The organism is Micromonospora sp. NPDC005553, from assembly GCF_042871765.1.
Taxonomy (GTDB): Bacteria; Actinomycetota; Actinomycetes; order Mycobacteriales; family Micromonosporaceae; genus Micromonospora.
The window spans coordinates 684,950-697,078 of sequence record NZ_JBIAJD010000001.1 but is presented as its reverse complement, the minus strand read 5'-3'; the positions used below and the strand labels follow the sequence as shown (position 1 = coordinate 697,078).

Annotated in this window: 11 protein-coding genes; 5 read left to right on the top strand and 6 right to left on the bottom strand. The window is 70.8% G+C overall.

Annotated elements, in window-relative coordinates; all coding sequences use genetic code 11:
* Positions 1-27: 27 nt before the first annotated feature.
* From ACFYPG_RS03235 to ACFYPG_RS03210, 6 genes are all read right to left on the bottom strand, one after another.
* Positions 28-621, bottom strand: coding sequence for a DUF305 domain-containing protein (locus tag ACFYPG_RS03235; RefSeq protein WP_387349952.1), 594 nt, complete (start codon positions 619-621; stop codon positions 28-30).
* 71 nt (positions 622-692) lie between these two features.
* Positions 693-1,607: a DUF1996 domain-containing protein gene (locus ACFYPG_RS03230; RefSeq protein WP_355010236.1), complete on the bottom strand. Its 915-nt coding sequence runs from the start codon at positions 1,605-1,607 to the stop codon at positions 693-695.
* A gap of 240 nt (positions 1,608-1,847) precedes the next feature.
* Complete coding sequence (locus ACFYPG_RS03225) at positions 1,848-2,513, bottom strand: C39 family peptidase (protein ID WP_387349950.1); 666 nt, start codon at positions 2,511-2,513, stop codon at positions 1,848-1,850.
* Positions 2,514-3,449: 936 nt separating this feature from the next.
* Entirely contained in the window at positions 3,450-3,611 is a 162-nt protein-coding gene (locus tag ACFYPG_RS03220; RefSeq protein ID WP_387349948.1) for a hypothetical protein, read from the bottom strand.
* A 124-nt stretch (positions 3,612-3,735) separates the two neighbouring features.
* The gene (locus ACFYPG_RS03215) at positions 3,736-5,619 is read right to left on the bottom strand and encodes a Xaa-Pro dipeptidyl-peptidase (RefSeq protein ID WP_387349946.1); all 1,884 of its coding nucleotides are present in this window, start codon (positions 5,617-5,619) and stop codon (positions 3,736-3,738) included.
* Between the two features lie 124 nt (positions 5,620-5,743).
* Positions 5,744-6,280: a helix-turn-helix domain-containing protein gene (locus ACFYPG_RS03210; protein WP_387349944.1), complete on the bottom strand. Its 537-nt coding sequence runs from the start codon at positions 6,278-6,280 to the stop codon at positions 5,744-5,746.
* 291 nt (positions 6,281-6,571) lie between these two features.
* On the opposite strand from ACFYPG_RS03210, the gene ACFYPG_RS03205 reads away from it, so the two are divergent.
* The 5 genes from ACFYPG_RS03205 to ACFYPG_RS03185 are packed head-to-tail and all read left to right on the top strand — an operon-like array spanning position 6,572 to position 12,121.
* A complete protein-coding gene (locus ACFYPG_RS03205; RefSeq protein WP_355006470.1) occupies positions 6,572-8,176 on the top strand; it encodes an ABC transporter substrate-binding protein in 1,605 nt (534 codons plus the stop codon).
* Between the two features lie 10 nt (positions 8,177-8,186).
* On the top strand, positions 8,187-9,272 hold the full coding sequence (locus tag ACFYPG_RS03200) for an ABC transporter permease (RefSeq protein WP_196926229.1): 1,086 nt from the start codon (positions 8,187-8,189) through the stop codon (positions 9,270-9,272).
* The gene (locus ACFYPG_RS03195; RefSeq protein ID WP_357221220.1) at positions 9,269-10,168 is read left to right on the top strand and encodes an ABC transporter permease; all 900 of its coding nucleotides are present in this window, start codon (positions 9,269-9,271) and stop codon (positions 10,166-10,168) included. The genes ACFYPG_RS03200 and ACFYPG_RS03195 overlap by 4 nt, the downstream gene beginning before the upstream one ends.
* A 1-nt stretch (position 10,169) precedes the next feature.
* Positions 10,170-11,147, top strand: coding sequence for an ABC transporter ATP-binding protein (locus ACFYPG_RS03190; RefSeq protein WP_387349942.1), 978 nt, complete (start codon positions 10,170-10,172; stop codon positions 11,145-11,147).
* Positions 11,144-12,121, top strand: coding sequence for an ABC transporter ATP-binding protein (locus ACFYPG_RS03185; RefSeq protein WP_387349941.1), 978 nt, complete (start codon positions 11,144-11,146; stop codon positions 12,119-12,121). The genes ACFYPG_RS03190 and ACFYPG_RS03185 overlap by 4 nt, the downstream gene beginning before the upstream one ends.
* The last annotated feature ends 8 nt before the right edge of the window (positions 12,122-12,129 follow it).

Here is a 12,129-nt window from a genome sequence, read left to right as displayed (position 1 = left end):
CCGCCGGAACGCCCACTGAACGCGCGGCTACGCGGGGTCGAGGTGATCGAGCCGTTCGAGGTCGGCGGTGGCGGACCGAACCACGGCCGCCGCCAGCGCGACGGTCGCCGGCTGGACCCCGCTCTGCTGCTCCGCGGTGGCGATCCGGACCGACTGTGCGAGATGCGCCCGCAGGTGCCCGGCGAGCAGGCGGTGAAACGGCTGCCCGTTGGCCGCCCGCAGCGCGGCCATCTCCTGCGCGGTGGCCATGCCCGGCATGTCGTGGCCCTCGTGCGGATTCGTGGTCGGAGCGGCGGCGTCGGCCAGTAGCCGGCGGGCGCGTTCCAGATCGGCGCGTCGGGTGGTGGCCACCTGGGTGGCCGCCTGCCGCCAGGCTCGGTCGGTGGTCCGCCCCGGCACCAGATCGAGGACGGGCAGCAGGCGTTCGGTCATCGCCACGGTCAGTTGCAGCCAGGCGACGTCGGTCGGGTTGAACGCCGTACCCGTGGAGGTTGGGGTGGTCGTCGCCGGTGGCGCGGCCACGGGTGGTGTGGCGGTGCTGACCGGGTCCTGTGGCCCGGTGCCGCAGCCGGCGACGAGCAGCACGGCGATGAGCACCGTGGACGCTGCGGGTCGGCGCATCCGATCTCCCTTCCCAACCAGGGCGGCGGGCCCGGGTGACCGGACCCGCCGCCGTGGTGTGGAGCTGTCGCTCAGATCGGTCGGCCGTCGTGACCGCACTTGATGACGGGACGGATGCAGTCCTGGACCCGGCGGGCCAACTCCGCGACCGGCCAGGCGTTGAAGAAGTCGCCGTGCATGGTGTAACCCGGCCCGGAGGCCAGCCGGAACCGCGACGGATCGCCGGTGACCGGGTACCGCAGCACCTGGCGCAACTTCGGCACGTGCACGGGGTGGGTGCTCGGGCAGGCCTGGTTCACCGGGTACGCCAGGTGGCTCTTGTGATCCGGCGAGTCGAGGTCACGGCCGTTCCAGCACTGCGGGAAGTCCAGGTACGACTCCAGCATCGTGCCCGACGGGCAGTTGACGAAGTCCTTCGACGGCGGCACGTGCCCGGCGTGCAGGCAGGACCAGCGGGCGATGCTGTCGTTCGGCCCGGTGGCCTTCGCGTTGCCGGCGACGAGCCGCAACCCCTGCGGGAACGGCTGGGTGTTCGCGACGACGTCGGCGCGTACGCCCTCGCCCAGGTAGTAGAACGTGGCGATTGCCGGCTCCACCGCGACGTTGTCCTGGTACAGGGTCGGCACCCAGTACGACGAGACGTCCACCCGCGGGTTGCAGGTGGTGGGCGAGTTGACCAGGTCGGGGAGGGTGGTCCTGGCGTTCGTCACAGTGCTGCCGAAGAAGCTGTGCATGTGCGACGCCCCGGGCAGCCCGGGGAAGACGATCGGGTCGTCCGGCAGCCGGTGGCTGTAGGTGCAGTCGGCGGGGAACTCGGCGACCCGGATGGCGTTGGCGCCGAAGTCAGCGCCGGCTTGGCCGGGGGCGGCGTCGGCCCGGTTGGTGGTGGACACCAGGTACGTGCCGAGTAGCACCAGCAGGGCGCCGATCGCCGTGGCGAGGCGTAGTCGGCGGGGGATGCCGGAGAGGGGTGCGGCCCTGTCCATCGTGACTCCTGTCGGGGGACGGGTCAGGGACAGCTCCGGCGCCGCCGCCGAAGGCATCGGAGTTGTGCCTGGCCAGACTGGGTGGTGGCCGGTTGGGCCGGTGTGAGAGAGCGCTCTCACTGCTCCCAGCCTCACGCCGAAGTCGACAATTGTCAATACGTGCCGCAGATGGTGGAAAGACGACGAAGGGCCGGGCCCCGTGGTGGGGTCCGGCCCTTGGGTCATGTGGTGTGGTTCGGGTCAGCTGGTGGCGTAGCCGCGGGTGGCGATCCAGTCGGCGAGGTGTTCGACGCTGATCTGGTAGGCGGCCTGGTTGGGGTCGGCGGAGTCGGCGATGGTGACGGTGGTGCCGTTGTCGTGGTAGCCGACGACGCTGATGTAGTGCCCGCCTTCGTAGGAGTGGGTCACATCGTTGGTGTCGGTGCTGGTCCCGGCGATGTTCGCGACCACGGCCCTGCCGTCGTCAACCGTGCGGACGATGTCGGCGCGCAGTTGGTCGGTCTGCTTGGCATCAGCGTTCGGGGTGCTGATCTCGACGGAGCGGTAGGCGTCGTTCTTACCGGTTTCCTTGTTCAGCACGGGGGTGATGTCGTTGATGGAGTTGGTGCCGGCCTCGGTGGTGCCCATCTCCTTGGCCATGTCATCGACGTTGATGTTCTTGCCCTGCACGCTCAGGGCGTTACGGGTCGCGGCGGGCCCGCAGTAGTAGAAGTTCGGCTGGGCTTCGTAGCGCACACCGAGTTCCCGCTCGCCGTGGCCGCCCTTGCGGTCGGTCTGCGTCTGCGTGGTGGGCTTGCCGGTGTTCGGGGCGGCGAACGCGGTGGTGACGGGGCCGGCGATGGCGCCGCCGGTGAAGGCGAGGCCGGCGGCGGTCAGGGCGGTCTTACGGATCAGATCGGTACGCATGATGGCGTGCTCCTCTGCCTCAGGGGGATACCCACACCACACCAGGGGGTGAATGGTGGCGCGGGAAAGTTCGTCTGCCCGGCGACCCGCAACGAGGGGGCCGGCGTCGGGACAGCGTGCAACGGGTGCCGGCGGCGAATCATTCCGCCAACCCGCAGGGGGGCGGCCTGTTGTGGTGCTCGGCCGTTCCGGGGGTGTAACCGAGGCGGCCTGCCGGGTGTTCCCGGGGGCGGCCCGGCCGTTGTGGTGCTCGGCCGTTCGGGGGTGTAACCGCAGTGGCCTGCCGGGTGTTCCCGGGGGCTGTTCCGGCGGCCGGCCCGGGGTGAGCCGGGCTGTTGCGGTGGTCTGCCAGGTATAACGACCCGGCCCGGCCCACGATTCCGCCGCCGGGGTGGCCCCGACCACCCGACACGCTAGGCCGAACCCGACAAAACCCCCGCCCTCCCGGCCCAACGAACCCGACACGGCCGCCAGGCCAACATGATCCACTCGGATTCCTGCAAGTCGTGGTGTCCCGCTGCCCAGGATGCCCCGACTTCACGGAATCCGAGTGGATCATGCTTACGTGCACCGTTCGTGTCCCCGGACCGGGACTGACCAACAGGTCGGCGCGTCGTGAGGTCGACCCGGGTCGGGGTTGCCGCGTGGTGCGGGTGGGGCGTGGTTGCTTTGCCGTGTGGGGCGGTAGGGGCTGGTTGAGGTTGCCGAGCGGTGCGTAGGCCTGGTTGAGATTGCCGAGTGGTCCGGTCGCGTCTGGTCGGGGTTTCCGCGTCGTGTGGTCGGGCCTGGTTGAGGTTGCCGGGTGGTGCGGGGGGCCTGGCTGAGGTTGCCGCGTCGTTTGGTGCGGCCTGGCCCAGCTCAGCGCAGTGCGAACCCGGCGCAAGATCGTGCTTGATCCAGGAAACAGGGCCTTCCTCGTGCCACGAGAGCGCTACATCAAGGATCGAGCACGACCTTGCGGACTTTGGGCAGGGCACCGGAAAGCTCGCTCGATCCCGGCATGAACGACGTCGCGTGAGGAGAGTGGCTGTTCGTCAACGCCCGGCCAGCGTCGATCAAGGAGTTGTGGTGGGTGACAAAATGCTCCGTCGTGGCCAAGCCGGGCACCACAACTCCATGATCGCCTCGACCGGGCGGGGGTCGCACCGGCGGGGTGTTCGGACGTGCGGGTGGGGCAGCCCGAACGTGTCGGACTGCCCCACCCGGGAGCGCGAAGAGGAAATCAGAACCCGAGGACGCTCCGCCCGCCGACAACCGGCAGTCGCAGTTCGCTGTCGTTCGGCGCGACCCGCAGCTCGGTGCCGCCCAACGGCAACAACGTGTACTCCTGGTCGCTGGAGAAGACGACCACGCCGATCCGGTGTTCCGCCGGGAAGATGTAGTCCTTCGGCTCCATGGTCCACCGGTAGTCGTACAGCTTGCCCTGGCGCACCGGCGACGTTCGAGCGGCGCTCTTGCGGTTCTGCGGGTCCATCCAACCTCGCGTCACCACGGTCGGGGCTGCGGTCGACCCGGCCGGGCCGTAGTCGACAAGGTACGCGGTGAGGTTCGCGTCCGGCTTGTTGTCGATCGCCATCCGCAGTCGCATCTCCGGACGCCCGGAGATCCGCACGCTCTGCGTCAGCTCGGGGGAGCGGTAGGCGAGTCGGTTGGCGCTCGCGGTGTCCGGGTTGGACACCAGGGTGTCCGGGTGGATGGTCCGGCCCTCGTCGACGAAGCTCTGCTCGACACGCGCCTTAGGCGGCTTACCCGTGGTGAGCGCGCCCGGCGCGGTGGTGTCCGTCGCGGCGAAGCGCAGCCCGACCTCCCGTGCCGCCGGGTCGGGCCAGTTGGCGTACGTGGTGTAGGCGCGGTCCTCGCGCTGGAGCACCGCCGTCGGCTCGTCCATGATGCCGTTGCGCACGTTCCACAGCCAGAAGTCGAACCAGCGGTTCTCGGTCTGCTTGTACGTCCACGTCTGCCCACCGGGCAGGGTCACCGACGCGCTGCTGCCCGGACCACCGTGGCCGCCCTGGTGCAGCCAGATCTTGCGGGGGACGTCGCGCTTGGCGAGCTGGTCCCACCAGCCGGCGAAGTGCTCGGTCTTCACGTTCCAGTCGTTGAGGCCGTGCACGACGAAGACGCTGGCCTTGACGTCGCGGGCGTCGAGGTAGTCGCGATCCTGCCAGAACTTCGAGTAGTCGCCGGTGATCCGGTCCTGCTTGGCGGTGATGTCCGCGAGCTCGTCGGCGCAGGGCCCTTCGGCGCGCGCCTGCCCGGCGGTGTACTGGGCCAGGATGTCGAGGTCCTCGCCCTGGAACGTCCCGGGCGCGACCACCAGGCCGTTGGCCCGGTAGTAGTCGTACCAGCTGCTGATCGCGGAGACCGGCACGATGGTCTTGAGCCCCTTGACGCCGGTGGTGGCCACCTGGTTGGGCAGTGTCCCGTTGTAGGAGACACCGGTCATGCCTACCGCGCCGGTGGTCCAGCCGGCGGTGACCGGGGCGCCGTTGGCGTCGTACCCCTTGGCCCTGCCGTTGAGCCAGTCGATGACCGCCTTGGTGCCGAGCGTCTCGGCCTGGTCCCCGCTGGTCGGGCAGCCGTCGGAGTCGCCGGTGCCGACGCTCTGGCCGAGCACCACCGCGTATCCGCGGGGCACGTAGTAGTCGTCGAGCGAGCCGGGCAGGTTTGCCTTGGCCTGGGCCCGTTGCGCGCCGACGTCGAGGGCGCGACGCCCGTTGCGGTCGGTCAGGCCGTTCTGCGGCAGGTCGTCGACCAGCACGCTCGGGTACGGCACGTCACCCCAGGTGCCCTTGCGGTACGGGCTGTGCTCGAAGATGACAGGCACCTTGAAGCCCTGCGTGGCGGTCTCCCGGGGCCGGGAGATGTCGATCGCCACCCGGTCGGGCCGACCGTCGTGGTCGGTGTCCACCGGGGTCTGGACGAACACCCGCTCCTCGATCGCGTCGGCGAGCGAGAACACCGGTTGGGTCATGCCGTCGCTGACCACGATGCCGGTGGGCGTGGTGGGCGTGGGCGGAGCCGCAGCCGCGGGTGGGGCTGCGGTGAGAACCAGAGCGCCGGACACGCCGAGGCTCAGGAGGGCCAGATGACGGGGTCGACGCATGCGCGTCTCCCTTCGGTTGGGCTGGTTGCCGGGTCGGCAGGGGCCAATCTCGAAGATCCATTCGTGGTCATGCTAAGTCCGCCGCGGCGTCCCGTCGATCCCGTCGAATGTCCACCGTGGTCGGTCAGGGAGTCGGTGGCGTCACCGCGATGATCAGGTGGGCGCGCTGGTCGCTGGCGTTGCGGTAGAGGTGCGCGAGGCGCGAGTCGAAGGTGACCGACTCGCCGGCGGTGAGGGCGTACGACTCACCGCCGATCTCGGCGACGACAGCGCCGGTGATGACGATCGCGCATTCGGTCGACGGGTGCGCCCACGGTTCGGCGGAGCTGGCGTCGCCGGGCGCGAGGTGGGCCTGGAGCACTTCCAGGTCGCCGCGGCCGGGGGTGAGTCGTTCGTAGGTGATCTGGCCGGGTGGCGCGGCCAGCCTGGTCCGGGCGCCGACGCGGCTGACGTGCACCGGTGGCGCCTCGGGCTCGGAGAACAGCTCGGCGATCGAGGTGTCGAAGACCTGGGCGAGCTTGCGCAGGGTGGAGAGGCTGGGGTCGGTGGCGCCGTTCTCGATCTGGCTGAGCAGGGCGGGGGACACGTCGGCGGCTGTGGCGAGCTGACGCAGCGTGAGGGAGTGCTGCTGACGCAGGTCGCGGAGTCGGTCACCGAGCATGTGTCCTCGTTCCAAAAACAGTGTGGCTGAATCTTGATTGACCTGACTATACGGGTCTGTTTAGTATCGCTGAACAACAAGCGGCAAAGTTCGACACCACTAGACAATGCCGCACCAAGACGAACCGGACGACCTCCCAGTCCGGCCTACATCCAACCCGAGACGACGCTTCCCGAGAAGCCCGCGACGCCGTCATCCCATCGGCCCCGCCGATGCGTGGCGCCGCCAGCCGGGCGTCGACGCCCCGCGGATCCCGCACGGCGGGCCGCGCGATACGAAGGTAGGAACAGCATGTCGGTGTCTCCCCGCCGGCTCCTCGCCGGAGCGTCCGCTCTGGCGACGCTGGCCGTCCTCTCCGTCAGCGCCTGTAGCGCCGGCGGCAGTGGTGGAAACGCGAACGGCACGGCCAAGACCCTCACCGTGAACACCTCGTTCGTGCTCAAGACCCTCGACCCCGGCCGGGTCTACGAGGCAACCGGTCTGACCGCCGTGCACGCCCTCTACGACACCCTGCTCACCTTCAAGGGAACGGATGTGAGTAAGCCGGTCCCGGCGCTGGCCGAGTCGTACCAGGCGTCGCCGGACGCCAAGACGTTCACCTTCAAGCTGCGGCAGGGCGTGACGTTCGCCGACGGCAGCCCGCTCACCGCCGACGACGTCGTCTTCTCGCTCAATCGGCTGAAGAACATCAAGGCCAGCCCCGCGGTCACCGTCAGCGGCCTGACCGTGACCAAGACCGACGACAGCACGGTCGTCGTCGCCTCGGCCACCCCCGACCCGAACATCCCGGTGGTGCTGTCGATGCCGTCGACAGCGGTGCTCAACGCCAAGGTCGCCAAGGAGCACGGCGCCCGCGACGGCGCCGACGCCGCCCAGGGCGACACCGCGCAGCAGTACCTGGACACCAACTCCGTCGGCAGCGGCCCGTACGTGCTGAAGTCCTACGACCCCTCGTCGCAGGTGGTGCTGGAGGCGAACCCGAAGTACTGGGGCACGAAGCCGCAGTTCTCCCGGGTGGTGCTGCGCAACATGGATGTGCAGACCCAGAAGCTGACCATGCAACGCGCCGAGGCCGCCGAGGTGTCCCTGGACATCTCCGGCAAGCTCCTCGACGGACTGCCGGGCAGCCTGCAGACCTCCGGCGTGCAGGACACCGTCTACTTCCTCTTCCTCAACGCCGACCCGGCCGTCTCGGCGGTCACCTCGAACCCGAAGTTCAACCAGGCCCTGCGCGCCGCCATCGACTACCAGGGGATCGCCGCCCTGTACGGCAAGGGCGCCGCCCCCGGCACCGGGCTGGTCGCGCCCGCCTTCCCAGGCGCGCTGCCGGCCGGCGAGGAGTCCAAGCGGGACGTCGCCAAGGCCAAGGCGCTGCTCACCGAGGCCGGCCTGACGAACCCGACGGTCAAGTTCACCTACCCGGCCATCACCTACAAGGGTGTGGACCTCGGCACGGTTGCCACCAAGGTGCAGGGCGACGCCGCCGAGGCCGGCATCAAGCTGGAGCTCAACCCGCAGCCGCTGACCACGTTCCTCGACGAGATGCGCGGCGGGAAGTCTCCGCTCGGGTTCACCCCGCAGAGCCTGAACTACCCGGTCGCCGACTCACTGATCAACAACATGGCACCGGGTCAGGCGACCGCGCTGCGCTCCGGCTGGACGGTCGAGCGGGCCGACCCGGCAGTGGTGGCCGCCGGCAGGAAGGTCACCGAGACCCTCGACCTGGCCGGCCGGGCCACCGCCATGCAGGAGTGGCAGCGGCTGATGAACGCGTCCTCGCCGTACCTCGTGCTGGCCAGCAACTCCTCCATCGTCGTGGCGACCACGGACCTGACCGGGGCGGACTACACCGCCGCCGGTTGGCAGGTGGACGTCGCCGCGGTCGGGCGCAAGTAGTCCCGACGACATGACGACAGTTCACGACGGTGAGCCGGGCGCGGTCGCCACGACCGCGTCCCGGCCCCGGGGTGCCCACCCGCTGCTGACCTTCCTGGCCAAGCGGGTGGCGGTCACCGCCGGCCTGCTGCTCGGCGTCACAGTGGTGACGTTCGGTCTGGTCAACGTGGTCCCCGGTGACCCGGTCACCGCCAACCTCTCCGACCAGGCCCTCAACGACCCCGCCGCGGTGGCCGCCTTCCGCGAGAAGTGGGGTCTGGACCAGCCGCTCTGGGCCCAGTACCTGCACTACCTGGGCAACCTGCTGCACGGCGACCTGGGCCACTCCCAGCAGACCGGGCGGGCCGTCCTGGACGACCTGCTGCACTACGTGCCGGCGACCCTGGAGCTGGCCCTCCCGAGCATGGTGCTGGCGCTGCTCATCGGCACCGGGGTCGGCATGCTCGCGGCGGTCCGCAACGGCCGGCTCACCGATCAGCTCGTTCGGGTCGGCGCCCTGCTCGGGCTCTCCACCCCGCCGTTCTGGCTGTCCCTGGTCGTGCTCTACGTCTTCTTCTACCAACTCGGCCTGGCCCCCAGCGGCGGGCGACTCTCCACCGACTTCAGCCCGCCGCCCACAGTCACCGGCATGTACACGGTCGACGGGGCACTCGCCGGGCAGTGGGACGTCGCCTGGGACGCCGCCCAGCACCTGTCCCTGCCGGTGCTCGTGCTGACCTCGCTGACGGTGGCGATGCTGGTCCGCTTCGTCCGCTCGGCGATGCTGGAGGTGCTCCAGCAGGACTACATCCGGGCCGCGTACGCCAAGGGACTGCCGACCCGGGTGGTGCTGCGCCGGCATCTGCTGCGCGCGGGCCTCGTCCCGGTGGTCACCGTATCCGGCCTGGCGTTCGCCTCGCTGCTCTCCGGGACGGTGCTTGTCGAGAGCATCTTCGGCTGGCCCGGCGTCGGCCAGTACGCGTACCGCAGCGCCACGGCGCTGGACCTGCCCGCGATCCTCGGCGTCAGCCTCTTCGTGGCGCTGGTCTACACGCTTGTCAACCTGACCGTCGACCTGCTGTACGGGCTCATCGATCCGAGGATCCGGTTGTCATGACGACACTTGCAGACCCGAAGGCGGAGCGGGCCCTGGGCCGACGCCGCTGGCTCGGCCGACTGCGCGGCGGCTCGACCAGCCGACCGGTCTGGCGTCAACCGATCACCGTGGCGGCGTTGACCATCCTCGGCGGGTGGTTGCTGCTGGCGTTGCTCGCCGACGTTCTCGCACCGTACGACCCGCTGGCGCAGAGCCCCGACACGTACGCGTCGCCGTCCGGGGCGCACTGGTTCGGCACCGACTCGCTCGGCCGCGACATCCTCAGCCGGGTCATCCACGGCGCCCGACTGTCCATCCCGCTGGCCCTGGCCATCGTTTCGCTGGCCCTGCTGGTCGGCGGGCTGCTCGGGCTGGTCGCCGGATACGTCGGTCGGTTCGTCGACGAGGCGCTGATGCGCCTGACCGACCTGGTGTTCGCGTTCCCGCAGATCATCCTGGCCATGGCGGTGACGGCGGCGTTCGGCCCGAACACCCGCAACGCCGTACTGGCCCTGGTCATCGTCTCCTGGCCGGTCTACGCCCGGGTCATCCGCAGCGCCGTGTTGAGCATGCGCGGCGACGACTATCTCAACGCCGCCCGCCTGCTCGGCGTCGGGCCGATCCGGGCGTTGCGCCGCGACGTGCTGCCCAACAGCATCGGCCCGGCGATCGTGCTGGCCACCCTGGAGCTGGGCAACGCGGTGCTGCTGCTCGCCGCCCTGTCGTTCCTCGGTCTGGGCCCGCGCCCACCGGCTGCCGAGTGGGGTTCGATGGTGGCCCTCGGCGCGCAGGACCTGTCGATGTGGTGGGTCAGCGTGTTCCCCGGCCTCGCCATCCTCACCGTGGTGATGGCCTTCAACGTGCTCGGCGACGCGCTGCGCGACCGGCTGGACCCCCGCTACACGAAGGGACGCTGAGGTGGCACCGCTGCTCGACGTCGACTCCCTGGCCGTCACCCTGCCCTCACCGCGTGGCCCGCTGCCGATCCTGCACGACGTGTCGTTGACAGTCGACGAGGGTGAGCTGGTGGGCATCGCGGGGGAGAGCGGCTGCGGCAAGAGCCTCACCGCCCAGACCCTGCTCGGGCTGCTGCCCCCGGGGGCGGCGGTCACCGGCTCGGCCCGGTACGCCGGGACCGAACTGCTCGGCCTGGACGCCCGAGGCTGGCAGCGGGTCCGTGGCGCGGGCATCGCCATGGTGTTCCAGGACCCGAGCGCGGCCCTGCACCCGATGCTCACCGTCGGGCGGCAGCTCACCGAGCACATGCGGGTGCACCTGCGGATGGACCGCCGAGCCGCCGGTCGCCGCGCTGTGGAGCTGCTCGACCAGGTCCGCATCCCGGACCCGGAGCGGGCGCTGCGCGCGTACCCGCACCAGTTCTCCGGCGGGATGCGGCAGCGGGTGGCCATCGCCATCGCGCTGGCCGCCCGGCCCCGACTGCTGATCGCCGACGAACCGACGACCGCCCTCGACGTCACAGTGCAGGCCGGCATCCTCGCCCTGCTGGAGCGGCTGCGCGCCGAGACCGGGCTGGCCGTCGCGTTCATCACCCACGACCTCGGGGTGCTCAGCGCCCTCACCACCCGTGGCTACATCTTCTACGCCGGGCGGGTCGTCGAGACCGGCCCGACCGGCAGCCTGCTCACCGCCCCCACCCACCCGTACACCGCCGCGCTGCTCGGCGCCCGACCGCACGGCACCCAGAACGGCGGGACGTTGCGGCCCATCCCGGGTGCGCCGCCGGCACCCGGCGAGGCGCCGCCCGGCTGCCCGTTCCAACCCCGCTGCGGGTACGCCGAACCGTCCTGCGGTGAGGCCCCGCCCCCGCTCACCCCCGCCGGAGCCGACCGGTCGGTGGCCTGCGTGGTCCGTCCGCACCTGGAGGTGGCCGCGTGAACACCACAGCGCCCGCGCGACTGTCCTTCACCGACGTGGAGGTCGAGTACCGCTCCCGAGGGCGGGGCCGGGTGCGGGCCGTCGCCGGGGTCAGCCTGGAGGTGTCGCCCGGCCAGATCGTCGGCCTGGTCGGCGAGTCCGGGTGCGGAAAGTCCACACTCGCCCGCGTCGCGGTCGGGCTCAGCGCGCCGAGCGCCGGCACCGTCGAGTACGCCGGCCGACCGGTCAACCCGCTGGGCTGGCGGCCCCGCTCCGGTGCCGAGGTCGGCCTGCAGATGGTCTTCCAGAACCCGTACGCCTCGCTGAACCCCCGGCGCACCATCGGCTCTCAACTCCTCGACGGCGTGCCGGCGGCGGTCACCGGATCGACCCGCCGAGCCCGCGTGCACGAGCTGCTCGAACGGGTCGCCATGCCGACCAGCGCCGCCCAGCGGTATCCGCACCAGTTCTCCGGCGGTCAACGGCAGCGCCTGGCGATCGCCCGCGCGCTCGCCCCGGAACCCCGCATGATCATCGCGGACGAGCCGGTCACCGCGCTGGACGCCTCGTCCCAGGCGCAGGTGGTCAACCTGCTCGTCGGGCTGGTCCGCGACCTCGACATGGGCATGCTCTTCATCTCCCACGACCTGGCGCTGGTGCACGAGATCGCCGACGTGACCGCCGTGATGTACCTGGGCCGGATCGTCGAGGCCGCACCCACCCGCGAGCTGTGGCGCGAGCCCCGACACCCGTACACCAGGGCGTTGATCGACGCGGTGCCGCAGATCGGGCCCACCCCGCGCCTGCCCGCCATCCTCGCCGGGGAGGTGCCCGACCCGGCCAACGCGCCCACCGGGTGCCGTTTCCGGCCACGCTGCCCGCACGCGTTCGCGCCCTGCGGCGAGCAGCCACCCACCGTCGACCTGGGCGGCCGCAGCGTCGCCTGCTGGCTCACCGACCCTGCCACGGCCCCGACCGCCGCGCGCTCACTCTGAGGACGCCC